This window comes from Nocardia sp. NPDC049935, from assembly GCF_055586645.1.
Window position 1 is genome coordinate 768855 of record NZ_JBVJHV010000001.1, and the last position, 24837, is coordinate 793691.

A 24837-nucleotide genomic window follows, 5' to 3' on the forward strand; every position below is an offset into this window, starting at 1 on the left:
ACTCCCTATCCACTCAGCCGCGAACCGGAGTCGAAACCCCACAGCGCCAAGGTCAACAGCAGGTTCACCGTGATCATCACGGTGATACTCGCCCGCATGGCGCGTCCGGCGGCCACGCCCACGCCCTGGGGTCCGCCGGCCGCGTAATAGCCGTAGTAGCACTGCACGGTCGTGGTGATGACCACGAATATCAGTGCCTTGAGCAGCGAGTACAGGATATCGGTGCCGCTGATCACCAGGTTGAAATAGTGCGCGTAGGTGCCGAAGGAATCGCCGCCGGCCACCCAGACGAAGAATTCGACGGCCAGATAGTCCGCGGCGAGGGCGGCGAGGTACAGCGGGACGACCGCGATCATGGACGCCAGCAACCGGGTGGATACCAGATAGGGGATCGGGCGGATCGCCACCGAATGCAAGGCGTCGATCTCCTCGGCGATCCGCATGGCGCCGAGCTGCGCGGTGAACCGGCAGCCCGCCTGGGAGGCGAAGGCGATGGAGGCCATGATCGGCGCGAGTTCGCGGGTCGCGGCGGTGGCGGCGATCATGCCCGTGGCCTGCTCCATCCCGAGCAGCTTCAGCGCGCTGAAGCCTTCGATACCCACGATGGCCCCGGCGGCGGCGCCGAGCACGATGATCACGCCGGCGGTGCCCCCGCCGACCACCAGCGATCCGTTGCCCCAGGTGACATCCGAGAGGATCCGCATCGATTCCCGGCTGTAGTGCCGCAGTGCCACCGGGATGGAACCCAGGGCGCGCAGGAAGAACACGAACATATGACCGAGCGTGATGAACACGCGGGTACCGGTCCGGATCGCTTTGAGCGGCAGCGCCGTTCCGGGCACCTTGTAGGTCGCGGCGGTCACAATGTCGTCCTGGGGAACAGGATCGTGTACATCTCGGTGAACCCGACGTTCACGACCATCAGCACGATGATGGAGGCGACCACCGTGGCATTGACGGCGTCGGCGACACCGCCGGGCCCGCCCTTGCTGCTCAAGCCCTTCTCGCAGGCGATAACGGTCACGATCATCCCGAAGACGACGGCTTTGACCATGGCCAGGTAGAGGTCGCTCGCGGTCGCGAAGGAGGAGAACGTGGCCATGAAACTGCCGGGAGTGCCGCTCTGCACGTAGACGTTGAACAGGTATCCGGCGAGAAAACCGATGAAACAACTCAACCCGGTGAGGGCCACGGCGACCACCACCCCGGCCGCCAGGCGCGGCACCACCAGCCGGCGCAGCGCGGATACGCCCATCACCTCCATCGCGTCGATCTCGTCGCGAATCGTGCGGGCACCGAGATCGGAGCAGATCGCCGATCCCACCGCCGCGGCCAGCAGCATGGCAGTGACCAGCGGCGCCGACTGGCGGATGACCGCGAGTCCGCTCGCTGCCCCGGCCAGCGATGTCGCGCCGACTTGACCTGCGAGTAGCCCGAACTGGATCGACAGGGTGGCGCTGATGGGAAGCGCCACCGCCACCGTCGGCAGCCAGGACGTCCGGACCATGAACGCCGCTTGGTGCACGAACTCACCGATCGGGAAACGCCCGGCGGCGAGGTCGGCGAACAGGTGGCGCAGAGCCTGACCGCCCATGATGAGCTGACGCCCGAGGGTATCCAGCGCGGCGATCGGATGACGTCGGAGAACGCCCTGGAACCAGGCCGTGATCTCGTCGGTTGCCGCTGGTCTGTTGTTATCGAGGGTTGGTCCGTTTTTCACGGGGACCTCCGCCTATTCGCTGTGGAACCACCTGCGCTCGATGGCGCTGGGAGCAGGCTAGCGGAACCGGCAAGCCGATGCTAGCCGTTCGGCTAGAAAAAAATTGATCGGGCGATTCCGGGTTCCTCTGCCGCGTTCGAGTGGTAATCGGTTGTGCGGCAGAAAAGTCGGGGTCGACAACTCGCCTCGGGTGACCTAATCTCGATCTAGCCGATCGGCTAGATCAGGTGGTCTCATCCGATGCTAGAGCATCCCCCTGCGAATCCGATGCCGATCTGAGTGAATCGAGGTGCGATGCAGACTCTTGCCGATACCGGCCGCCCGGAATCCGGGGCCGATCTCGAGATTCAATCGATCTGCTTGTGGACAGGGCCGGTGGCCGGTGTTGTCCTGGCGATCGCGTTCCTGGCTTTTCCCGGATTCTTTCCGCCGATTTCCCCGGCGTTGCCGGCGCAGGAAGTAGCGGATTTCTACGCCGAGAATCAGGCCCTCGTGCGTTTCAGTATGATCACGTTCAATCTCTGCGGGATCATGCTCATTCCGTTCTTCATGGTGATCGTGGCGCAACTGAAACGGATGGCCACACAGAGTCATGTGTTCGCCTACTGCTACCTGACCGCTACCGTCAGCGGGGCGACCATCTTCGCCCTGGCCGATATCTTCTATCTGGTCGCCGCCTTCCGGCCCGATCGCAGTCCCGAACTCATTCTGCTGCTCAACGATCTGGCCTGGATCGTCTTCGTCGCGCCGGTGGGGGTCCTGGTCGCGCAGAATCTGTTGCTCGCCGCGGCGGTCTATTTCGACAGCGGGCCACAGCGGGTGTTCCCGCGCTGGGTGGGCCATTTCGCCGTGGTCATCGCCCTCGCGATGGCTCCGGCCACCGCCGCGGCCGTGGTTACCAGTGGCCCGCTGGCCTGGGACGGCGCGATTTCGTTCTGGTTGCGCAACGCCGCGTTCGCGGCGTTCATCGTGGTGATGTTCGTCGTGCTGCGGTCGGCGCTGCGGCGGCAGGCCGAGGAGGCGGCGCTGCGATGAAGGTTCCGGCACCACCGTCCGGCGCGATGCCGGATCAGCGCTCGGCGGATTCCGTGAAACCGGCCGGGAAAAGGGATGTCTGGCTGTGCTTCGCGATAGTCCCGGGGTTCTACACTGCGTTCGGATTGATCTTCGTTCTTCTCGGCCGGGTCATGCCGCCACCACGGCCGGATACCGATCCCGGGCAGATCACCGAATTCTTCGACGCGCATTCCCTCACCATCAAGATCGGGTTCGCGATCCTGCTGCTCATCGTCGGCGGTGCGGGAATATCGAACGGCATCGTCGTTTATCACATGAAGCGTATGACATCCGGATCGGTCGGCGCCTATATCTATATGGGCGGTATGGCAGTGGGCGCTCTCCCCGGATGTCTGCTGGTGGCCTTCTGCTTTCTGGTCGCGGTGTTCCGTCAGGATCGCGATCCTGAGCTGCTGGCCCTGCTCTACGATCTCGGCCTGCTCTCCTATGTGGGATCGCTCGGATGTTTCGTCGCCGCGTATTTCGGTTTCGCCCTCGCGATTTTCTACGACCGCAACGAAATTTTTCCCAAATGGCTCGGATATGTGACGATCTGGCAGATCGTCACCGAGATCATGGCTGCCCCCGTATTCATTTCGACGGCCGGGCCGTTCGCCTGGAACGGGTCGATCTCGTTCTGGATGGGCACCGCTGTCTTCGGATTCTGGTTGATGTGCCTCATCACTTTTCTCCGCAAGGCCGGGCAGTTGCAGCCCGCCGACGAATCGCCGCTGCCGTGAGCCGCGCGATATCGCCCGATCCGCACGAGAGGTATTCGCGATGACCGATATCGACCGCGCCGTCGGCACCGAGCACGGCCCCGATACCGCTGTGGGAGCACGGCTCCCGCTGCCCGGCGACGGGCACATGTGGGTCATGGTGCTGGGTGACCTGCTGATCTTCGGCGCCTACTTCGTGATCTTCATGGTGCACCGGGCCATGGCGCCGGCGGAATTCCTGGCCTCCCAGCGATACCTGAATCTCGACCTCGGCACCCTCAACACGCTGGTCCTGCTCACCAGCTCCTGGTTCGTCGCCCGCAGCGTGCACGCGACCAGAGCCGGTGCACCGGACCGCGCGTTGCGCCTGGTCTACACCGGTGCCGCGCTCGGGGTGGTGTTCATGGGCATCAAGGCCTACGAATGGTCCACCGAAGCCGCCGACGGGCATACGTTCTCTGCCGGCGAGTTCTTTACCTTCTACTACATGCTCACCGGGGTTCACCTGTTCCATGTGGCGCTGGGGCTGGTGATCCTCGGAGTCGTCGTCCGCGAACTGCGTGACCCGCGGCGCCGGCGGGCCGCGGTCGCCGAATCCGGGGCCATCTACTGGCATATGGTCGATCTGCTGTGGATCGTCATCTTCGGCCTGCTCTACGTGATGAGGTGAATCAGCATGACCCGATCCGTCACCGTGCGGGCCACCACCGTGGTGTGGCTCCTGCTCTGTGCTGTGACGCTGCTGTCCTGGGTGCTGGCGCCCGGGCACGGCGATTCGCCCGTATCCGCCAGCACTCCGATCACGATGGCGGTCGTCGCGCTCGGCGCGCTGAAAGGGCGGCTGATCATCGGATACTTCATGGAGGCGCGGAGCGCGCCGCGCTGGCTGCGTATCGCTACCGACCTGTGGCTGGTCGTGTTGTGGGGCACGGTGCTCGGGATATATCTGTGGTGAGCGCGGCCATGGTAGGCGCTCCCGCACGCGGTGACGAGGCCGGCGCGGTAGCAGGGATACAAGTCCGGTGGTCGCTCGAGTTCGATCGGATAACCTCCGTCCATGCTCGCCGACAGTAATCCCCTGCGGCCGTTCAGCGGCATCCGCTGGACCGCGGCCCAGCGGCGGACGATGGCGGCCGCCCTCCATCTCATCGGGTTGCACGGTGTCAGCGGAACCTCATTGAAAATGATCGCGGACACATTGGGGGTGACCAAGGCGGCGGTGTACTACCAGTTCAAGACCAAGGATGAAATTGTCATCGCGGTGACCGCCGGTGAACTGGCCGTACTCGAGGACGCCCTGATCGCCGCCGAGGCCGAACCGGAACTTCCCAAGGCACGAAAAGTGCTGCTGGACAGTGTTATCGACCTCGCGGTGACCCGGCGGCGGTGGGTCAGCACCCTGACCAACGACCCGGTCATCGTCCGCCTGCTGGGCGAGCACGAACCCTTCCGGTTGTTCGTGGCGCGGCTGTATTCGGTCCTCCTCGACCAGGGGCAGGGCGATAATGCGCTCGCCCGGGTGTCGGCCGCGGTGCTGTCGGGCGCGATCGCAGGGTCGGTGGTGAACCCGCTGGTCACCGAACTGGACGATGACACACTGCGCGCCACCCTGACCCATCTGACCCACCGGATGCTGGACCTGCCCGACTGACTTCCGAGACGGCGATTCCGGGCGATCCGGGTCAGTCGCTGCTTTCGTAGAACCGCCGGACGGTATCGACCGTATCGGCTTCGGCGGCGGTCTTGTCGTCGCGGTAGCGCACCACGCGGGCGAACCGCAGCGCCATACCGCCGGGATAGCGGGTGGAACCCTGGACTCCGTCGAAGGCGATCTCGACGACCTGTTCGGGGCGTAATCTCACGACGTACCCGTCGGTCGGACCCTCGGCGAGTTCGGTGAAACGGGTGGTCTGCCATTCCAGCATGGCATCGGTCATCCCCTTGAACGTCTTGCCGAGCATCACGAATCCGCCGGTGCCCGGATCACGGGCGCCCAGATGGATATTCGAGAGCTTGCCGGTGCGCCGCCCCGACCCCCATTCGACCGCGAGAACCACCAGGTCCAGGGTGTGCACGGGTTTGACCTTGAGCCAGCCCGCGCCGCGGCGGCCGGCCTCGTAGGGCGCCGACGGTGACTTCGCCATCACGCCCTCGTGCCCGGCGGCCAAGGTGCGGTCCAGGAACTCCTGGGCCGCCGAGGCGTCCGCGGTCACCAGGCGGTCGACCCGCCGGTCGGCGGGGACGAGCGCATCGAGGGCGGCGAGGCGGTCACGGGCGGGCAGGTCGAGGAGGTCCCGCCCGTCCAGATGCAGCAGATCGAAGAAGAACACCGACAGCGGTTCCTGCTCGCCCGGGTTCTTGCGGCCGAACCGGGCAGCGGTGACCTGGAAGCGCTGCGGCCGGCCGTCGGGCCGGAGTGCGATGGTCTCGGCATCCGCGATCAGATCGGTCGCCGGTAGCGCGAGGGTGGCCGCCACGACCTCGGGTAGCCGGACGGTGACGTCGTCGAGGCTGCGGGTGAAGATCGAGACCTCCGATCCCGCGCGATGGATCTGCACCCGGGCGCCGTCGAGTTTGGCTTCGAGGATCGCCGTACCGCCGAGCCGCTGGAGCGCGTCGGTGACCCCGTCGGCGGTCTGGGCGAGCATCGGTCCCACCGGCTGTCCCGCACGTAACCGGAACTCCTCGAGGGCGGCGCGGCCGCCGGTGAGGGCCGCCGCCGCGACCGTGGGGAGAGCCCCGGCCAGCATCGCGGCGCGGCGCACGTCGGCGGCGGGAATACCGGCGGCCCGGGCTGTCGCGTCGGCCATGACTCCCGACAGTGCCCCCTGACGCAACTCACCGCTGAGCAGCCGGCGGAGAAACGTCTGCTCGATATCGGTTGCCGTGCCGAAGAGTTCGCGGACCAGTTCGGCGCGCAGGGCCTTGGATCCTTTCCCGGAAACCGCGCCGATCCGGGTGAACCGTGCGTCCACCTCGGCGACCGTGAGCGTCGCGGTGCCGGCGGGCGGCGGCAGCGTCCGCAGTGCCGCCCAGCCCACCCCGATCTGACGCTGCGGCAGTTCACCGGAAAGCCAGGACGCTGTGACCGCGACCATCCGGGCGTCACCGGGAGCCGCGACCCGTGCGAGGAGTGCGGCGAGGTGATCGATCTTGGCCAGCCGGGCCGGCGCCGCGGCGACAGCGGCGGACGCGGCGGCTACCTCGGCGAACAGCACGCCAACAGCCTCGCATGCGCACCGGCCTCGGGCAATCGTCCCGGACGACGTGGAGCCCACAGTTTACGACTCTATGTAGTAGATGCTCCGGATTTCGAGTAGCGTCTCGTTCCATGGATTTCGTCTACAACGTCGTGGTCGTCACCCACCTGCTCGGTATGGCGGCCGTGGTCGGTGGCTGGGCAGCCGGACGGCCCGCGGTCAACGAGGTGATGGTCTGGGGTGCGCGAGCGCAGATCATCAGCGGAGTGGTCCTGGTGGGGATGGCCGAATCGCTGTCCTCGCTCGACAAGGACCTGAATATGGTCAAGATCGGGATCAAACTCGTCATCTCGGTGCTGGTGGCCGCGTTCGCGGAGATGGCCCGGTCCGATGCCAAACGGGGCAAGGAGCCGGTGGCGTGGATGTCGGATGCCGCGGGTGGGCTGGCGATCGTGAATGTGCTGATCGCGGCGCTCTGGGTGTAGCGCCGGCCGCCGGCGGAACGGTGCGACGCCCGCCACCGACCGTGTGGTCGGTGGCGGGCGTCGCTGTGGAGCAGCTGTCAGTTCCGCGCCGGTTCCGCCGCGAGCTTCGCGTCGGCGTCGAGTTCGGCCGGATCGTCCGGGATCCGGGTTTCGGCGAGGAGCGCGGACCCGGTACCTGCCGTCTCCGCGGTGCCGGTGTGCCCGGGCGCGGTTTCGCTCTCGGCGTCGGACTCGATATCGATCGTCCGGCGCAGCGGCCGGTTCGGCAGCAGCGCCGCGGCGATCAGGGCGACCACCGTCGCGGCGGCGGCGATGAGGAAGATCCGCCCGGTGGCGTCGCCGTAGGAGAAGCGCACGATCTCGGCGATGGGCGCGGGCAGCGCCTTCAGGTCGAGATTGCCGCCGCCTGCGGACGAACCGGCCGGGACGCCCAGCTCGGTGAGCCGCGCGGTGGACAGTTCCCCGACGCGGGTGGCCAGGACGGAACCCAGGACCGAGACACCGATGGCGCCGCCGAAGGTGCGGAAGAAGGCGACGCTGCTGGAGGCGGCGCCGATGTTCTGGACGCTGACGGTGTTCTGGACCGCCAGCACCAGGTTCTGCATCATCATCCCGACACCGAGACCGGTGACGGTGATGAAACCGCCGATCAGCCACATGTTCGTCGCGTGGTCGACCGTGGACAGCAGCCCGAATCCGACCACCAGCAGCGCGGCGCCGGTGACGACGAATCGCTTCCATTTGCCGAACCGGGTGATCAGGGCGCCCGACACCACGGAGGCGGTGAGCATGCCCGCGACCATGGGCGCCGACAGCAGTCCGGCGGCGGTGGGGGAGTAGCCGCGGGCGGTCTGGAAGTACTGGCCGAGGAAGGTGGTGGCCCCGAACATGCCGACGCCGACGGCGATGGAGGCGATGATGGCCAGCGCGGTGGTGCGTTCGGTGACGATCTTCAGCGGGATGATGGGTGATTTCACCCGAGATTCGACATACACGGTCGCGGCCAGCAGGAGCAGCCCTGCACCGACATATTCGGCGGTTTCGCGGGACACCCAGTCGTAGTAGCCGGCCTTGCCCGCGAACGACACCCAGATCAGCAGGACCGACACGCCCGCGGTGAGCAGTCCGGCGCCGAGCCAGTCGATGGACACATCGCTCTTGCGGACGGTGGGCAGATGCAGGGTGCGCTGCAGCAGGAACAGCGCGACCACGGCCAGGGGGACACAGATGTAGAAGCACCAGCGCCAGCCCAGTGCGCTGTCGACGATGACGCCGCCGAGGATGGGTCCGCCGGTCATGGAGACGGCCATGACCGCGCCCATATAGCCGGAGTAGCGGCCGCGTTCACGCGGGGCGACGATGCTGCCGATGATGGCGACCACGAGGGCGGTCAGCCCGCCCATGCCGACGCCCTGGAGCGCGCGAGCGGCCAGCAGTACCGGCACGTTGTGCGCCAGTCCGGCGATGACCGAGCCGATGACGAAGATGACGATGGCGGTTTGGACCAGGGTCTTCTTGTTGAAGAGGTCGGCGAGTTTGCCCCAGATGGGGGTGGAGGCGGCGTTGGTGAGCAGGGCGGTGGTGATGACCCAGGCGTAGGCGGTTTGGGAGCCTTGTAGGTCGGCGATGATGGTGGGTAGGGCGTTGGCGACGATGGTGGTGCTGAGCAGCGCGGTGAACAGCGCGGCCAGCAGGCCTGTCATCGCTTCGAGGATCTGGCGATGGGTCATGGCGACCGGCTCTCGCGAGATCGGCGCCGCGGTACTAGTCGACATCGACTCTCTCTTCCGAATGTTTCCGGTGGTCGGCCGCGGCGTTGCGGCTGTCCCGTTCGATGAGGCGGCTCCGGAGCGTGTGCAGGATCTCCCGGGCGCGTTCGGCGTCGTCCTGGGTCCAGTCGGCCAGTACCTCCTGCAGGCCCCGCACCCGCGAATCGCGGATACGGGCCAGGAGATCGCGGCCGGCGGGGGAGACCTCGACGCGGGTGGCGCGGGCATCGCTGGGGTCGGCACTGCGCACCACATAACCGTCGGAGACGAGTTCGGTGATGTGCCGGCTCATGGCCGAGGCGCTGATACCGATCTGGCAGGCGAGTTCGACCTGACGGCAGGGCCCCGCCATCTCCAGGTTGACCAGGACGCTGATTCCACCCGGCAGCAGGTTGCCCTCCTCGGGCTGCGCGAGAGACCGGCGCAGCGCTCGACTGATCAGGAACAGTTCGTCGAGAACGCCCTGTGCGGTGTCGGGGGAAACGGCCATGTGGGCTCCAGAGGTTGTTCAGTTGCTTGCAGTAATCAACTATAAGTTTGTTGCTTTACCTAATCAACTATCCACGGGTGTGCCGCTGACCACAAATGACCTGCGAAAACGCGTGGACCCGGGTTCCGAAGAACCCGGGTCCACGCGGTGGGCGGTGGCTCAGCGGACGAAATGGCCCGCGCTGTCCGCGAGATTGAGCAGCGGCTGGGCCACGATGCCGAACAGCAGGGTGGCCGTGGCGGCGAGACCGATCAGCGCCGTGGTGGCCGGTGGGGCGGCGAGAACCGGTGGATCGGCGGGCGGATCGGTGAAGAACATCAGCACGATCACCCGGATATAGAAGAAGGCGGCCACGGCGCTGGCCAGGACACCGATCACGACCAGGAATCCGGCATCGCCGGCGGCCGCGGCCTGGAACACCGCGAATTTTGCGACGAAACCGGCCGTGAGCGGGATACCCGCGAACGACAACAGCAGCAGCGCGTACGCACCCGCGAGCCAGGGCGCGCGCCGGCCGAGGCCGGCCCACCGCGACAGTTCGGTCGCCTCGGTGCCGTCGGCATCGCGCACGGTGCTCACGATCGCGAACGCGCCGAGCGTGCCGAGGGCGTAGACCGCGAGGTAGAACAGGGTCGCCGAGATGCCACGGTCGTCCGCCGCGACCAGGGCGGTGAGCAGGAACCCGGTATGGGCGATCGAGGAGTAGGCGAGCATGCGCTTCATATCGGTCTGCGTGATCGCCAGCACCGCGCCGGCCAGCATGGTGGCCACGGCCACCGCGGCCAGCACCGGACGCCAGTCGCCGGCGATCCCGGGCACGCCGACCTGCAGGACGCGCAGCAGGGCGCCGAGCGCGGCGATCTTGGTAGCCGCGGCCATGAACGCGGTGACGGGGGTCGGCGCGCCCTGGTACACATCGGGCACCCAGGCCTGGAACGGGACGGCGCCGATCTTGAACAGCAGACCCACCGCCAGCATCGCCACGCCCAGCAGCGCCAGGGTCGGTTCGCCGGTCTCGGCCGCGAGCGCGTCCGCGATGCCGGTGAGCCGGACGGTTCCCGCCTGGCCGTACAGCAGAGCCACCCCGTACAGGAAGAACGCCGAGGAGAAGGCGCCGAGCAGGAAGTACTTCAGCGCCGCCTCCTGCGAGAGCAGGCGCCGCCGGCGGGCCAGCCCGCACAGCAGGTACAGCGGGAGTGAGAGCACCTCGAGGGCGACGAACATGGTGAGCAGATCATTGGCCGCCGGGAAGAGCAGCAGTCCGCCCAGCGCCAGCATCAGCAGCGGGAAGACTTCGGTCGGGGTGATACCCGCGGTCGCGGCGGACCGCTCGGCGGCGCTACCGGGTACGGCCGAGGCCTGCGGGGTGAACGCGTCCATTCCGTAGCCGGGTTCGGCGGCGGCTCGGGTCCACGTCCCCGGACCCGAGCGCGGGCGCGGCAGCGGCCCGCGCTCGGCGGCGAAGGGCACCACCAGGATCGCGACGACCAGCATCGTCGCCTGCAGGAACAGGGTCACGCCGTCGACGGCGACCGCGCCGCCCACCGCCGTGGTGGAACTACCCGCGAGCAGGATCACCGCCACCAGCGCCGCGACCAGCCCGGCCAGGGTCAGGATCAGCTGGGCGGCATAGCGGCGGGCCCGGGGGACGAAGGCGTCCACCAGGACTCCCAGCACCGCCGCACCGAAGACCACGAGAATCGGTGCCAGCAGGTGGTATTCGATACTGGGTGCGGGGATGGACGCGGCGAGAATCGCGCCGCCGGTCGGCTCAGCGCTCATGATGCGCACCTCCGCTGTTCGCCGCCTCCGGCCGGGCCGGTACCGGTGGGGGTGGATCGACACTTCCGATGGTGGTGAGGGTCTGGTTCACGGCGGGATCGATGAAATCCAGCACCGGTTTCGGGTAGAGGCCGAAGAAGATCAGCGCGGCGATGAGCGGGACCACCACCGCGAGTTCGCGGGGGGCCAGATCGCGGATCTTATCGCTGCCCTCGGCCACCGGGCCGGTCATCATGCGCTGATACAGCCACAGCACGTAGACCGCGGCCAGCACCAGGGCGGCCGACGCGATCACCGCGGCCACCTGGTATCTGCTGAATGTGCCTATCAGGACCAGGAATTCGCTGACGAACGGGGCCAGTCCCGGTAGTGACAGCGTCGCCAGCCCCGCGATGAAGAACGTTCCGGCCAGCACCGGCGCGACTTTCTGCACACCGCCGTAGTCGGCGATGAGCCGGCTGCCGCGCCGCGACACCAGGAACCCCGCCACCAGGAACAGCGCCGCCGTCGACAACCCGTGATTCACCATGTAGAGGGTCGCGCCGGTCTGGCCCTGGCTGGTCATGGCGAACACGCCGAGCACGATGAATCCGAAATGCGAGATCGAGGTATAGGCGATCAGCCGCATCACATCGGTCTGCCCGATCGCCAGCAGCGCCCCGTAGATGATGCCGATCACGGCCAGCGTGATCACCAGCGGGGCGTAGGTGCGGGCGGCATCCGGGAAGAGCAGCAGACAGTAGCGCAGCATGCCGAAGGTGCCGACCTTGTCCACCACGGCCATCATCAGCACCGCGCTCGCCGGGGTCGCCGCGACCGCGGCGTCCGGGAGCCAGGTGTGCAACGGCCACAGGGGGGCCTTCACCGCGAAGGCGAACAGGAATCCGAGGAACAGGGCGTTGAGCAGTGCCGGCGCGGCGCCGAGTTGTCCCGAGTTCGCGGCCTCCACCACGACGCGCAGATCGAAGGTGCCCGCGCCGTCGGCGCCGAGATCCTGCTGGACGGTGAGGACATAGAGCCCGATCACCGCCGCCAGCATGATCAGACCGCCGAGCAGGTTGTACAGGAGGAATTTCACCGCCGCCCGGGACCGCTGGCGGCGCACCTGGGCGTCGTCGGTGCGGGGTCCGAAGCCGCCGATGAGAAAGTACATCGGGATGAGCATGGCCTCGAAGAACACGTAGAACAGCAGGATGTCCAGCGAGACGAACGACACCAGCACCATCGCCTCGACCAGCAGGGTGAGCGCGATATAGGTGTGGGTCACCCGTTTACCGGTGCCGACCTCACGGTCGTCGTGCCAGCCGGCGAGTACCAGCAGCGGCACCAGGCCCGCGGTGAGCAACACCAGGACCAGCGCGATCCCGTCGACTCCCACGGTGTAGCCGGCGCCGAACGCCGGTATCCAGGTCTGGGATTCGACGAATTGGAACTGCTCGCCACCCGGTTGGAAGGCGGCGGCGATCCCGAGCGCCACCGCGAAGGTGCCGATCGCGAACAGCAGGCCGGCCCAGCGGGCCGCCGCCCGCGCGGACGCGGGTAGCAGGAGTACGACCGCCGCACCCACTACGGGAAGCAGCCACAGCACGGTCAACCAGGGCACGTCGCTCACCAGATCCTCACGGCCAGCAGGGCTGCGGCCACCAGGGCCGCGCCGGTGAACATGGACAGGGCATACGAACGGACGAAACCGGTCTGGATCCGGCGGAATCGCGCGGATACGCCGCCGATGACGGCGGCCGTGCCGTTGACGAGTCCGTCGATTCCGCGATTGTCGAGGAACACCAGCGCCCGGGTCAGATGCCGGCCGGGACGCATGAAGACCGCCTCGTTCACCGCGTCCCCGTAGAGGTCACGCCGCGCGGCGACGGTCAGCGCGGTGACCGCTTCGGGGGCCGTCTCGGGAACCTCGGCGCGCGCGTATTGGCGGTAGGCGACTCCCACTCCGGCCGCGACCACCGCGAGCGCGAGTCCGGTGATCACCGGAACCGGTAGCGCGGGCTCGCCGTGATGTTCACCGACCACCGGGGCGAGCCAGTGCTGCAGTGAGGAACCCCAGACGAAAATCGCCCCGGCGCCGACCGACCCGAGGGCCAGCAGGATCATCGGACCGGTCATCACACCGGGTGATTCGTGCGGATGGGTATCGGGTTTCCAGCGTCGCGCGCCGAAGAAGGTCAGCAGCATGACCCGGGTCATGTAGAAGGCGGTGAGCCCGGCGCCGAGCAGGGTCACCGTGCCCAGGATCGGTCCCGCGATACCGTCCGCGGCGAAGGCGGCCTCGATGATCCGGTCCTTGGAGAAGAATCCGGCGAAGGGCGGCACCCCGATGATGGCGAGATAGCCGAGACCGAAGGTGACGTAGGTGATCGGCAGCAGTGTGCGCAGCCCGCCGTAGCGCCGCATATCGGTTTCGTCGTCCATCGCGTGCATCACCGAGCCGGCGCCGAGGAACAGGCCCGCCTTGAAGAAACCGTGCGTCAGCAGATGCATGATCGCCACCGCGTACCCGGCCGGGCCGAGGCCGACCGCCAGCACCATATAGCCGATCTGGCTCATGGTGGACGCCGCCAGCGCCTTCTTGATGTCGTCCTTGGCGCAACCGACGATCGCGCCGAACAACAGCGTCACCGCGCCCACCACGACCACCGCCACCTGCGCGGCGGGTGCGAGATCGTAGATCGGGTTGGACCGGGCGATCAGGTACACGCCGGCGGTCACCATGGTGGCGGCGTGGATGAGCGCGGAGACCGGCGTCGGGCCCTCCATGGCGTCCCCGAGCCACGACTGCAGGGGTACCTGGGCGGATTTACCGCAGGCCGCCAGCAGCAGGAACAGCCCGATGGCGGTGAGGGTTCCGTCGCTCGCGCCCGGCGCGGCGTCGAATACGGCGCCGAAATCGAGAGATCCGAAGGTGGTGAACATGACCATCATGGCCAGTGCCAGGCCCATATCGCCGACCCGGTTGACCACGAACGCCTTCTTGGCCGCCGTGGCCGCCGACGGTTTGTGATACCAGAACCCGATCAGCAGATAGGAGGCGAGGCCGACACCCTCCCAGCCCAGGTAGAGCACCAGGTAGTTGTTCGCCAGCACCAGCAGCAGCATGGCCGCGAGGAACAGGTTGAGGTAGGCGAAGAAACGCCTGCGGTCCGGATCGGCGCTCATATAGCCGATCGAATAGATATGGATCAGCGAGCCCACACCGGTGATGAGCAGCGCGAAACAGATCGACAGCTGGTCCAGGCCGAGCCCGAAGTCGAGCTGCAGCCCGGCTACCGGAACCCAGCTGAACAGATCGACGGCGACCGCGCGATCGGCGTCGGCGCGGCCCAGCATCCCGGAGAACGCGACCACGGCCACCACGAACGAGGCCAGCGCGGCCACGGTGGCGAGCAGATGACCCCAGGCATCGGACCGGCGTCCGGTGAGCAGCAGTACGGCGGCGCCGGCCAGGGGCAGGGCGGGCAGCAGCCACAGCGATGCGGTATCCATCTCAGAACCGCAGCAGGTTGGCGTCGTCGACCGAGGTCGAGCGGCGGGCGCGGAAGATGGTGATGATGATGGCCAGGCCGACCACGACCTCGGCGGCGGCGACCACCATCGTGAAGAACGCGAACACCTGACCGTCCAGGTTCGCATGCATCCGGGCGAAGGTGACGAACGCCAGATTCACCGCGTTCAGCATCAGCTCGATGCACATGAACACGATGATGGCGTTGCGCCGCAACAGCACTCCGGCCGCACCGATGGTGAACAGCAGGGCGGATAGGAACAGATAGTTCTCGGGGTTCACCGGGTACCTTCCTCATCGGCCGGGCGAGCGGTGGTGGCGGCGGCGGTCTCGCCGGCGGCCGGGGCGCCCACCGAGAGCACTGCGGCATCGGTGAGGGCCTGGGTGCGGCGGTGGCGCAGGATGGTCGAGACCGACAGCTCCTCGAAGGAGCCGTCGGGAAGCCGGGCGGGGATATCGACGGCGTTGTGCCGGGCGTAGACCCCCGGGGTGGGTAGCGGTGTGGGCCGGTGCCCGGGATCGCGGAACCGGCGCCGGGAAAGTTCTCGCTGGCCGAGTTTCGGTCCGAAGTGTTCGCGGTGCGCGAGCAACATGGCGCCGATGGTGGCCGCGATGAGCAGCGCGCCGGTGAGTTCGAACGCCCATACGTAGCGGACGAAGATCAGCTCGGCGAGTTCGCCGATCACATCGCGGCCCGGGAACCCGGTGGCGGGGAATTCGATTCCGGAACGGCGCACCCCGTGCGCGATACCGGTGCACAGCAGCAGCCCGAAGCCGGCCCCCACCACGACGGCGGCGATCCGCTGGCCGCGCAGGGTCTCCCGCAGTGACTCCGCGGAATCGACGCCCACCAGCATCAGCACGAACAGGAACAGCATCATGACCGCGCCCGTGTAGACCACGATCTGCACCACGCCGAGGAACAGCGCGTCCTGAGCGATGTAGAACACCGCGAGGGTGATCATCGTGGCCGCCAGGCAGATGGCCGAGTGAACGGCCTTGGCGGCGAACACCATACCGAGCGCGCCCAGTACGGCCAGGGGCGCGAGGATCCAGAACTGCACCGCCTCCCCGGTTCCCGTCTCGGACAGGGGCGCGGCGGCGAGGAGGCCGGTCGAGGTGGCGAGCGTCATCGGGGGCCTCCCTGGGCGGTATCCGCGGTGGGTCGTTCCGGGGTGCCCCGGACCCGGCCCAGGTAGTAGTCGGCCTCCGTGGCGCCCGGGCTCATGGCATGCGGCGGGGCCTGCATATCCGGCGCGAGCGGGGCGAGCAGCCGGTCCTTCTCGTAGATCAGGTCGGCGCGGTTGTCGTCGGTGAGCTCGTAGTCGTTGGTCATGGTGAGGGCGCGGGTGGGGCAGGCCTCGATGCACAGACCGCATCCGATACAGCGCAGATAGTTGATCTGATACACCCGGCCGTAGCGCTCACCCGGGGAGAACCGCTGCTCGTCGGTGTTGTCGGCGCCTTCGACGTAGATGGCGTCGGCGGGGCAGGCCCAGGCGCACAGTTCGCAGCCGATGCACTTCTCCAGCCCGTCGGGATGGCGGTTGAGCTGATGGCGGCCGTGGTAGCGCGGCGCCGTCGGGACCTTCTCCTCGGGATAGAACTCGGTGTTCGGCTTCTTGAACATCGTGAGGAAGGTGACCGCGAAACCGGCCAGCGGCGCGAACAACCCGGGCGAGGAGGTGATGGTCGATGTCTTTTCCGGTAGCGGTGGGGTGGGGAACCCCAGGAACACCTCGGTCCCGCCCGCTGATCTCGGTGCGGCGCCGGGAGCCGGGAGATCGTCCTCGGGGCCGAATTCCGGCGCCCGGGCCGGGGCGTTACCGGCCCGCAGGAACAGTCCGATCAGCAGCCCGGTGATCAGCAGTCCGGCGATCACCAGGATCGGGGTGGCCACGGGGTAGCCCTCGAGGTCGAGCACGAGCACCCGGGCGGTGGCCACCACCATCACCCAGGCCAGTGACGTCGGAATGAGTAGTTTCCAGCCCAGGTTCATGAACTGGTCGTAGCGCAGGCGGGGCAGCGTTCCGCGCAACCAGATGAAGACGAACAGGAACATCCAGACCTTGGCGGTGAACCACAGCAGCGGCCACCAGCCCGAATTCGCGCCCGCCCACAGATTGATCGGGAACGGCGCCCGCCAGCCGCCGAGGAACATGGTGGTCGCCAGAGCCGAAACGGTGGCCATGTTCACGTATTCGGCGAGCATGAACATGGCGAACTTCAGCGACGAGTACTCGGTGTGGAAACCGCCGACGAGTTCGCCCTCCGCCTCGGGCAGATCGAACGGCGCCCGGTTGGTCTCGCCGACCATGGAGATGCAGTAGATGAGGAAGGAGGGCAGCAGCAGGAAGACGTACCAGGTCGGTTGCTGGGCGGCGATGATCCCCGAGGTGGCCATGGTGCCGCCGAGCAGGAAGACCGCCGCGAAGCACAGGGCCATGGCGATCTCGTAGGAGATCACCTGCGCGGTGGAGCGCAATCCGCCGAGCAGCGGATACGTCGAACCCGACGCCCAGCCCGCGAGCACGATCCCGTATACGCCGATCGAGGTGACCGCGAGGATGTACAGCACACCCACCGGTAGATCGGTCAGCTGCAGGGCGGTGTTCTGCCCGAATATCGAGACCTCCGGCCCGAACGGGATGACCGCGAAGGCGAGGACGGCGGAGACCACCGAGATGATCGGGGCGAGGATGAATATCGGCTTGTCGACGATGGCGGGGACGATATCTTCCTTGAACGCCATCTTCACGCCGTCGGCGGCGCTCTGCAGCAGCCCCTTGGGGCCGACCCGGTCGGGACCGACCCGCATCTGCATCCAGGCCACGACCTTGCGTTCGATCAGCACCCCGAAGAGCACGGTCAGCAAGAGGAAAACGAAGATGGCCACGGCTTTGGCGGCGACCAGCCACAGCGGGTCGTGACCGAAGAGCGACAGGTCATACATGCTCGGATGCCTCCGTCCGATGGTCGGCGCGCCGCACCGTGACGACGCTGCCCGGTCCGGCACCGAGATCGGTGTAGAGCGAGCAGCCGGGTGAGTTCATCGGCAGCCAGACCACCCGGTCCGGCATCTCGGTGACCGCCGCGGGGAGGGTGACCGTGCCGTATTCGGTGCCGACCGTCACCGGATCACCGTCGGCCGCACCCGCTTCGGCGGCGGTGGCGGCCGACAGCCGCACCACCGGTGGCCGGGCGATACCGGCCAGGTTCGGCTCACCGTCCTGCATGCGGCCGCGATCCAGCAGCATCCGCCAGCCCGCCAGGACCGCCGACCCCGGCCCGGCCGAGGCCGCCGGCGTGGCCGGATATTGCGGCGGGGCGGTGGTCGTGCCGGTCCAGGATCCGAGCCGGTCGAGTTCGGCGCGGGCGGCGGCGGTATCGGGTACGCCGAGGGCGACGCCCATCTCCGCGGCGAGGCTGTGCAACACCCGCTGATCGGACAGCGGCGCGGCGGTCCGCCGCACGGTGTTGTCGGTCAGTGCCGCCGCGAACGGCCGGGGCCGGCCCTCCCAGGTGCGGAAGGTGCCGGATTTCTCGGTGGCCGTCGCGACCGGGAACACCACATCGGCCAGGGCGGTGACCTCGCTGTGCCGCTGCTCCAGCGATACCACGAAATCGGCTGCCGACAGCGCGGCCCGGGCGGCGCCGGGGTCGGGCAGATCGGCCAGTTCCACCCCGCCGACCAGGAACCTGCCACCGGTCGCGGTGCCCGCCAGGATCGCACCGGTATCGCGTCCGGGGCCGGCGGGCAGTTCGGGGATGTTCCAGACTTCGCAGACCTGCCGGCGGGCCTCGGGATCGGCGAGCGGACGCCCGCCCGGCAGCAGCGCCGGCAGGGCGCCCGCTTCCACAGCGCCGCGCTCGCCCGCGCGCCGCGGCACCCAGGCCAGCGCGGCACCGGTATGCGCGGCGAGCCGGACCGCCGCCGACAGTGCGCCGGGGGCCGCCGCCAGCCGTTCCCCGGCCAGGATCACCGCGCCCGGTTCGCGCAGTAGGCGGGCCAGGACGTCGGGACCGGGGGTCATACCGGGGGATTCGAGAGCGGTGAGGATCCGGGCCTCGTCACCGGGCACCGCCGGGACCACAGTGCCCGCCATCCGCTCCAGCCCCCGCGAAGCGAACGCCGCCAGGGAGAAGACCTGGAGACCGCCGGTCCGTGCCGCCTTGCGCAGCCGCAGATAGACGATGGGGGATTCTTCCTCCGGTTCGAAACCGGCGAGCAGCACAACGGGCGCGGCGGCGAGACTCTCGTAACTCACGGCGTCGGTATGGCCCGCGACCCAGGCGCCCAGGAATTCGGCTTCTTCCGCGGAATGGGCCCGGGCCCGGAAATCGATATCGTTGGTGCCCAGCACCGCCCGCGCGAATTTGGCGTAGCTGTAGGCCTCCTCCTCGGTTACCCGGCCACCGGGCAGCACCGCCGGCCTGCCGTCGCCGGTGCGCAGACCGCGGGCCGCCGCGGCCAGCGCCTCCGACCACGAGCAGGGCGCGAGTTCACCGTCCGGGCCGCGCAGCAGCGGGGAGGTGAGGCGATCGGGTTCGGTGGCGTAGGCGAACGCCCACCGGCCCTTGTCGCAGTTCCATTCTTCGTTGACCTGCGGATCGTCACCGGCCAGGCGTCGCAGCACCTTGCCGCGGCGGTGGTCGGTGCGCTGGGCGCAACCGGAGGCGCAGTGCTCGCAGATATTCGGGCTCGACACCAGGTCGAAGGGGCGGGCCCGGAACCGGTAGCTGGTGCCGGTGAGCGCGCCGACCGGGCAGATCTGGACGGTGTTGCCGGAGAAATAGGAATCGAGTGGTTCGTGTTCGGCCGTACCGACCTGCTGCAGGGCGCCGCGGTCGAGCAGTTCGATGAACGGATCTCCGGCTACCTGCTGGGAGAAGCGGGTACACCGGGCGCACAGCACACAGCGTTCGCGGTCCAGCAGCACGGCGGTGGACAGCGGAATCGGTTTCGGGAAGGTGCGTTTGACGCCCTCGAACCGGGTCTCGGTGCGGCCGGTCGACATGGCCTGGTTCTGCAGTGGGCATTCGCCGCCCTTATCGCAGACGGGGCAGTCCAGCGGATGGTTGATCAGCAGCAGTTCCATCACACCCTGCTGCGATCTCGCCGCGGTCTCCGAGCTCAGCTGGGTGCGGGCCACCATGCCCTCGGTGACCGGCATGGTGCAGGAGGCCACCGGTTTCCGCTGACCCTCCACTTCCACCAGGCACTGCCGGCAGGCGCCCACCGGCGCCAGCAGCGGATGATCGCAGAACCGCGGGATCTGCACGCCGATCAGTTCGGCGGCGCGGATGAGCAGGGTGCCGGGCGGCACACCGACCGTCGTCCCGTCGATGGTGAGGGTGACCAGCTCGGCGGGCTGCAGATCGGCGGAATCGGAGCGAACAGTGGCTGTCATCGGTTTCCCTCTCCGGCCGCGGATCCGGCCCAGGCGGTCGCGCGGGCGGGATCGAAGGGGCAGCCACCCTGTTCCAGATGGGTGATGTACTCGTCGCGGAAATACTTCATCGAGGAGATGATGGGACTGGCCGCACCGTCGCCGAGCGCGCAGAAGGATTTGCCGTTGATGTTGTCGGCGATATCCAGCAGCTTGTCGAGATCGGCGGTGGTTCCCGACCCCGCCTCCAGCCGGGTGAGCAGCTGCACCAGCCAGTAGGTGCCCTCCCGGCACGGGGTGCATTTCCCGCAGGATTCGTGGGCGTAGAACTCCGTCCAGCGCAGTACCGCCCGCACCACGCAGGTGGTGTCGTCGAAGATCTGCAGCGCCTTGGTGCCCAGCATGGAACCGCTCGCCATCACGTTCTCGTAGTCCAGCGGGACATCCAGATGTTCGGCGGTGAACAGCGGCGTCGAGGAACCACCCGGGGTCCAGAATTTCAGATCGTGTCCGGCGCGGACACCGCCGGCGTAGCCGAGCAGTTCCCGCAGGGTGATGCCCAGCGGTGCCTCGTACTGGCCGGGCCGGGCGATATGGCCCGACAGCGAGTACAGGGTGAAACCGGGGGACTTCTCGCTACCCATGGAGCGGAACCAGCCGGTGCCGAACCGCAGGATCGGCGGCACGCTGGCAATGGATTCCACATTGTTCACCACCGTCGGACTGGCGTACAGCCCGGCGACCGCGGGAAACGGCGGTCGCAACCGGGGCTGGCCACGCCGGCCCTCGAGGGAATCCAGCAGCGCCGTTTCCTCACCGCAGATATAGGCGCCGGCGCCGGCATGGACCACGAGTTCGAGATCGAAACCGGACCCGAGGATATCGCGGCCCAGCAGCCCGGCGGCATAGGCCTCGGCCACCGCGGCCTGCAACCGGCGCAGGACCGGAACCACCTCGCCGCGCAGATAGATGAACGCGTGCGCGGCGCGGATCGCGTAGGCCGCGATGATCACGCCTTCGATCAGCGCATGCGGATCCGCCAGCATCAACGGGATGTCCTTGCAGGTCCCCGGTTCGGATTCGTCGGCGTTGACCACCAGGTAGTGCGGTTTCACCGTGCCGTCCGATTCGGGATCCTGCGGGATGAAACCCCATTTCATCCCGGTCGGGAAACCGGCGCCGCCGCGGCCGCGCAACCCGGCGTCCTTGACCGTGGCGATCACCTCGTCGGGCGTCATCCCGAAGGCGACCGGCAGCGCGTCGTAACCGCCGTGGGCGCGGTAGGTGTCCAGGGTCCACGATTTCGGCAGACCCCAGTGCTTGCTCAGAACGGGTGTCAGCGTCACGGCGTACCGCCCTCGGCCGGGTCGGGTGCGCGCAGACCCTGTTCACGTGCTGTGTCCAGCCCGGCCAGCGTCGGCGCCCCGGGCTCCCCGTCCAGGACGCCGGGGCGGGTATCCGGGAACCCGGCCAGCACCCGTGCCGTCTCCCGGAAGGTGCACAGCGGCGCCCCCCGAGTGGGGGTGACCGTCTGGCCGGCGCGCAGGGCGTCGACCAGGGCCCGCGCCGACTCCGGGGTCTGATTATCGAAGAACTCCCAGTTCACCATGACCACCGGTGCGTAGTCGCAGGCCGCGTTGCATTCGATGTGTTCGAGGGTGACCGCGCCGTCGGAGGTGGTGTCTCCGTGCCCGATTCCCAGATGGGAGCGCAGCGCGGCGAAGATCGCGTCACCGCCGAGTACCGCGCACAGGGTGTTGGTGCACACCCCGACGTGGTAGTCGCCGGTGGGGACCCGCCGGTACATGGAGTAGAAGGTGGCCACGGCGGTGACCTCGGCGCCGGTGAGCCCGAGCAGTTCGGCGCAGAACTCGATACCGGTACTGCTGACATGGCCTTCCTCGGCCTGCACCAGATGCAGCAGCGGTAACAGGGCCGACCGGGGCTGCGGGTACCGGTCGATGATCTCCTTCGCGTCCGGTTCGAGCCGGGCCCGGACGTCGGCGGGATACGGCTGCGGCCGGGTGCTCAGGCGCAACAGGATTTCGGTCAACGGTCCACACCGCCCATCACGGGATCGATACTGGCGACCGCGGCGATCACATCGGCGACCATGCCGCCCTCGCACATCGCCGCCACGGCCTGCAGATTGGTGAACGAGGGGTCGCGGTAGTGCACGCGGTAGGGACGGGTGCCGCCGTCGCTGACCATATGCACCCCGAGTTCGCCGCGGGGCGATTCCACCGCCTCGTACACCTGCCCGGGCGGTACCCGCATCCCCTCGGTGACCAGTTTGAAGTGGTGGATGAGGCCCTCCATCGAGGTGCCCATGATCTTGCCGATATGCCGCGGTGAGTTGCCCAGGCCGTCGTCACCCAGGGTCAGATCGGCCGGCCAGGCGATCTTCTTGTCCGAGACCATCACCGGCCCCGGCCGCAACCGGTCCAGGCACTGCTCCACGATCTTCAGCGATTCCTTCATCTCCTCGATCCGGATGAGGTACCGGCCGTAGCAGTCGCAGGTGTCGGTGGTGGGGACCGCGAACTCGTAGGTCTCGTATCCGCAGTAGGGCATGGCCTTGCGCAGATCGTGCGGCAGGCCGGTGGAGCGCAGCACCGGGCCGGTGACCCCGAGGGCGATACAACCGGTGAGGTCGAGGTAGCCGATATCCTGGGTGCGGGCCTTGAAGATCGGGTTGTGGGTGAGCAGATGTTCCATATCGCGCAGCCGTTTCGGCATCAGCTCGAGCAGTTCCCGGACCTTGGTGACGCCGTCGTCCGGGAGGTCCTGGGCGATACCGCCCGGCCGGACGAAGGCGTGGTTCATCCGCAGCCCGGTGATCGTCTCGAAGACGTCCAGGATCAGTTCGCGTTCCCGGAACCCGAACAGCATGGGGGTGAGGGCGCCCAGTTCCATACCGCCGGTGGCCAGGGCCACCAGATGCGACGAGATGCGGTTGAGTTCCATGAGCAGCACGCGGATCACGGTGGCGCGCTCGGGAATATCCTCGGTGACCCCGAGCAGCCGTTCCACCGCGAGGCAGAAGGCTGTCTCGTTGAAGAACGGCGAGAGGTAGTCCATCCGGGTCACGAACGTGACGCCCTGGGCCCAGTTCCGGAACTCGAGATTCTTCTCGATCCCGGTGTGCAGGTAGCCGATTCCGCAGCGGGCCTCCACCACGGTCTCGCCCTCGATCTCCAGGATGAGGCGCAGCACGCCGTGGGTGGACGGATGCTGCGGGCCCATATTGACGACGATGCGTTCCTCGCCCGCTCCGCGCAGGGCGTCGGCCACCTCGTCCCAGTCCTGTCCCGCGACGGTGATCGCGGGCGCGGTGGTCTCGTCGCGGCCGCCGCCGGGCGGCGGCGCGGGGTTGTCGTGGCCGGGTCCGCCGGAAACCCCGGGCCGCGTATCGATCTCGCTCATCAGCTGTACGCCCTCCGCTCATCGGGCGGCGGGATGCGCGCGCCCTTGTACTCGACCGGAATCCCGCCGAGCGGGTAGTCCTTGCGTTGCGGGTGACCGCGCCAGTCGTCGGGCATCGTGATGCGGGTCAGCGACGGGTGGCCGTCGAAGCGGATCCCGAAGAAGTCGTAGGTCTCCCGCTCGTGCCAGTCGCAGGTCGGGTACACCCGGTACAGCGACGGGATATGCGGGTCGGAATCCGGTGCGGCCACCTCGAGCCGCACGCGGCGCCCGTGGGTGATGGAGTTCAGGTGGTAGACGGCGCGCAGTTCGCGACCGGTGTCGTCCGGGTAGTGGACTCCGCTCACACCGAGACACAGTTCGAAACGCAGTGCGGGATCGTCACGCAGGGCCCGGGCCACCGCCACCAGATGGTCGCGGCGCACGTACAGGGTGAGTTCCCCGCGATCGGCCACGATCCGCTCGATCGCGGCGTCGAATCCCGGACCCGGTGCGAGGGCGACGCGCAGCAGTTCGATCCCCTCGTCGAACCAGCCGCCGTAGGGCGGCGCGCTGCCGCCCGGCAGCGCGACCTCGTGGACCAGCCTGCCGTATCCGGAGGTGTCGCCACTGCCGGCGATTCCGAACATGCCCCGGCGCACGCCGATCACCTCGTCGTGCGGGCCCACCGGCTGCTCCGGTTCCACGGCCCGGCTGTCGGTCGATTCGGGACGGTCGGCGCTCATCGCAGCAACCCCTCCATCCGGATGGTCGGGGTGGCCGCCAGCGCCGCCTGTTCGGCCGCGCGGACGGCCTCGGCCCGGTTCACACCCATCGGGGTCTCCTGGATCTTGGCGTGCAGGGCCAGGATCGCGTTGAGCAGCATCTCGGGCCGCGGCGGGCAGCCCGGGAGGTAGATATCGACCGGCACCACATGGTCGACGCCCTGCACGATGGCGTAGTTGTTGAACATCCCGCCGGAGGAGGCGCAGACACCCATGGCCAGTACCCATTTCGGCTCGGTCATCTGGTCGTAGACCTGGCGCAGGACCGGCGCCATCTTCTGGCTGACCCGCCCGGCCACGATCATCAGATCGGCCTGCCGCGGGGAGGCGCGGAAAACCTCCATCCCGAAGCGCGCCGAGTCGAACCGGCCACCCCCGGTGGCCATCATCTCGATCGCGCAGCAGGCCAGGCCGAAGGTGGCCGGCCAGACCGACCCCTTGCGCATATAACCCGCCATGGCTTCGACCGTGCTGAGCACGAAACCGCTGGGCAGTTTCTCTTCCAAACCCATGTCCGACTAC

At 68.0% G+C, this 24837-nt stretch carries 23 protein-coding genes; 6 read left to right on the forward strand and 17 right to left on the reverse strand.

Translation table 11 applies throughout. The annotated features are described in order from the left end of the window. Nucleotides 1-5: 5 nt before the first annotated feature. Nucleotides 6-863 carry an ABC transporter permease gene (locus tag ACZ6SF_RS03615; RefSeq protein WP_466060409.1) on the reverse strand — a complete coding sequence of 286 codons (858 nt, stop codon included), beginning with the start codon at nucleotides 861-863 and terminating at the stop codon, nucleotides 6-8. Next, nucleotides 860-1720, reverse strand: coding sequence for an MlaE family ABC transporter permease (locus ACZ6SF_RS03620; protein WP_466060410.1), 861 nt, complete (start codon nucleotides 1718-1720; stop codon nucleotides 860-862). Before ACZ6SF_RS03620 ends, ACZ6SF_RS03615 begins: the two co-directional genes overlap by 4 nt. Before the next feature lie 294 nt (nucleotides 1721-2014). Here ACZ6SF_RS03620 and ACZ6SF_RS03625 point away from each other — a divergent pair, with 294 nt between their 5' ends. The 5 genes from ACZ6SF_RS03625 (at nucleotide 2015) to ACZ6SF_RS03645 (ending at nucleotide 5146) form a co-directional block, all read left to right on the forward strand. Continuing rightward, nucleotides 2015-2755 carry a hypothetical protein gene (locus tag ACZ6SF_RS03625; RefSeq protein WP_466060411.1) on the forward strand — a complete coding sequence of 247 codons (741 nt, stop codon included), beginning with the start codon at nucleotides 2015-2017 and terminating at the stop codon, nucleotides 2753-2755. Continuing rightward, nucleotides 2752-3516: a hypothetical protein gene (locus ACZ6SF_RS03630; RefSeq protein WP_466060412.1), complete on the forward strand. Its 765-nt coding sequence runs from the start codon at nucleotides 2752-2754 to the stop codon at nucleotides 3514-3516. The genes ACZ6SF_RS03625 and ACZ6SF_RS03630 overlap by 4 nt, the downstream gene beginning before the upstream one ends. A gap of 127 nt (nucleotides 3517-3643) precedes the next feature. Continuing rightward, the gene (locus ACZ6SF_RS03635; protein WP_466061329.1) at nucleotides 3644-4165 is read left to right on the forward strand and encodes a cytochrome c oxidase subunit 3; all 522 of its coding nucleotides are present in this window, start codon (nucleotides 3644-3646) and stop codon (nucleotides 4163-4165) included. Nucleotides 4166-4171: 6 nt separating this feature from the next. Continuing rightward, entirely contained in the window at nucleotides 4172-4450 is a 279-nt protein-coding gene (locus tag ACZ6SF_RS03640) for a cytochrome C oxidase subunit IV family protein (protein WP_466060413.1), read from the forward strand. 102 nt (nucleotides 4451-4552) lie between these two features. Continuing rightward, nucleotides 4553-5146, forward strand: a complete 594-nt coding sequence (locus ACZ6SF_RS03645; protein WP_466060414.1) for a TetR/AcrR family transcriptional regulator — start codon at nucleotides 4553-4555, stop codon at nucleotides 5144-5146. A gap of 31 nt (nucleotides 5147-5177) precedes the next feature. On the opposite strand, the gene ACZ6SF_RS03650 is transcribed toward ACZ6SF_RS03645, so the two are convergent. After that, nucleotides 5178-6713 (reverse strand): ATP-dependent DNA ligase, encoded by a 1536-nt coding sequence (locus ACZ6SF_RS03650; protein WP_466060415.1) that lies wholly within the window; start codon nucleotides 6711-6713, stop codon nucleotides 5178-5180. Between the two features lie 113 nt (nucleotides 6714-6826). Between ACZ6SF_RS03650 and ACZ6SF_RS03655 the strand changes: the two genes are divergently transcribed. After that, complete coding sequence (locus tag ACZ6SF_RS03655) at nucleotides 6827-7180, forward strand: hypothetical protein (protein WP_466060416.1); 354 nt, start codon at nucleotides 6827-6829, stop codon at nucleotides 7178-7180. 77 nt (nucleotides 7181-7257) lie between these two features. On the opposite strand, the gene ACZ6SF_RS03660 is transcribed toward ACZ6SF_RS03655, so the two are convergent. The 14 genes from ACZ6SF_RS03660 to ACZ6SF_RS03725 form a co-directional block, all read right to left on the reverse strand. After that, entirely contained in the window at nucleotides 7258-8955 is a 1698-nt protein-coding gene (locus ACZ6SF_RS03660; protein WP_466060417.1) for an MDR family MFS transporter, read from the reverse strand. Then, on the reverse strand, nucleotides 8945-9439 hold the full coding sequence (locus ACZ6SF_RS03665; protein WP_466060418.1) for a MarR family winged helix-turn-helix transcriptional regulator: 495 nt from the start codon (nucleotides 9437-9439) through the stop codon (nucleotides 8945-8947). Before ACZ6SF_RS03665 ends, ACZ6SF_RS03660 begins: the two co-directional genes overlap by 11 nt. Before the next feature lie 159 nt (nucleotides 9440-9598). Continuing rightward, complete coding sequence (nuoN, locus tag ACZ6SF_RS03670; RefSeq protein WP_466060419.1) at nucleotides 9599-11221, reverse strand: NADH-quinone oxidoreductase subunit NuoN; 1623 nt, start codon at nucleotides 11219-11221, stop codon at nucleotides 9599-9601. Then, nucleotides 11211-12833: an NADH-quinone oxidoreductase subunit M gene (locus ACZ6SF_RS03675; protein ID WP_466060420.1), complete on the reverse strand. Its 1623-nt coding sequence runs from the start codon at nucleotides 12831-12833 to the stop codon at nucleotides 11211-11213. Before ACZ6SF_RS03675 ends, nuoN begins: the two co-directional genes overlap by 11 nt. Next, complete coding sequence (gene nuoL, locus ACZ6SF_RS03680) at nucleotides 12830-14716, reverse strand: NADH-quinone oxidoreductase subunit L (RefSeq protein ID WP_466060421.1); 1887 nt, start codon at nucleotides 14714-14716, stop codon at nucleotides 12830-12832. The genes ACZ6SF_RS03675 and nuoL overlap by 4 nt, the downstream gene beginning before the upstream one ends. Before the next feature lies 1 nt (nucleotide 14717). After that, nucleotides 14718-15017, reverse strand: a complete 300-nt coding sequence (nuoK, locus tag ACZ6SF_RS03685; protein WP_357427962.1) for an NADH-quinone oxidoreductase subunit NuoK — start codon at nucleotides 15015-15017, stop codon at nucleotides 14718-14720. Then, nucleotides 15014-15868, reverse strand: coding sequence for an NADH-quinone oxidoreductase subunit J (locus ACZ6SF_RS03690; protein WP_466060422.1), 855 nt, complete (start codon nucleotides 15866-15868; stop codon nucleotides 15014-15016). Before ACZ6SF_RS03690 ends, nuoK begins: the two co-directional genes overlap by 4 nt. Then, nucleotides 15865-17688, reverse strand: a complete 1824-nt coding sequence (gene nuoH / locus ACZ6SF_RS03695; protein WP_466060423.1) for an NADH-quinone oxidoreductase subunit NuoH — start codon at nucleotides 17686-17688, stop codon at nucleotides 15865-15867. Before nuoH ends, ACZ6SF_RS03690 begins: the two co-directional genes overlap by 4 nt. Continuing rightward, nucleotides 17681-20146, reverse strand: a complete 2466-nt coding sequence (locus ACZ6SF_RS03700; protein ID WP_466060424.1) for an NADH-quinone oxidoreductase subunit G — start codon at nucleotides 20144-20146, stop codon at nucleotides 17681-17683. The genes nuoH and ACZ6SF_RS03700 overlap by 8 nt, the downstream gene beginning before the upstream one ends. Beyond that, nucleotides 20143-21471: an NADH-quinone oxidoreductase subunit NuoF gene (gene nuoF, locus ACZ6SF_RS03705; RefSeq protein ID WP_466060425.1), complete on the reverse strand. Its 1329-nt coding sequence runs from the start codon at nucleotides 21469-21471 to the stop codon at nucleotides 20143-20145. The genes ACZ6SF_RS03700 and nuoF overlap by 4 nt, the downstream gene beginning before the upstream one ends. Further along, nucleotides 21468-22178 carry an NADH-quinone oxidoreductase subunit NuoE gene (gene nuoE / locus ACZ6SF_RS03710; RefSeq protein ID WP_466060426.1) on the reverse strand — a complete coding sequence of 237 codons (711 nt, stop codon included), beginning with the start codon at nucleotides 22176-22178 and terminating at the stop codon, nucleotides 21468-21470. Before nuoE ends, nuoF begins: the two co-directional genes overlap by 4 nt. Further along, complete coding sequence (locus tag ACZ6SF_RS03715) at nucleotides 22175-23551, reverse strand: NADH-quinone oxidoreductase subunit D (RefSeq protein WP_466060427.1); 1377 nt, start codon at nucleotides 23549-23551, stop codon at nucleotides 22175-22177. Before ACZ6SF_RS03715 ends, nuoE begins: the two co-directional genes overlap by 4 nt. Continuing rightward, nucleotides 23551-24276: an NADH-quinone oxidoreductase subunit C gene (locus ACZ6SF_RS03720; protein ID WP_466060428.1), complete on the reverse strand. Its 726-nt coding sequence runs from the start codon at nucleotides 24274-24276 to the stop codon at nucleotides 23551-23553. Before ACZ6SF_RS03720 ends, ACZ6SF_RS03715 begins: the two co-directional genes overlap by 1 nt. Then, the gene (locus tag ACZ6SF_RS03725) at nucleotides 24273-24827 is read right to left on the reverse strand and encodes a NuoB/complex I 20 kDa subunit family protein (protein WP_466060429.1); all 555 of its coding nucleotides are present in this window, start codon (nucleotides 24825-24827) and stop codon (nucleotides 24273-24275) included. Before ACZ6SF_RS03725 ends, ACZ6SF_RS03720 begins: the two co-directional genes overlap by 4 nt. Nucleotides 24828-24837: the final 10 nt, after the last annotated feature.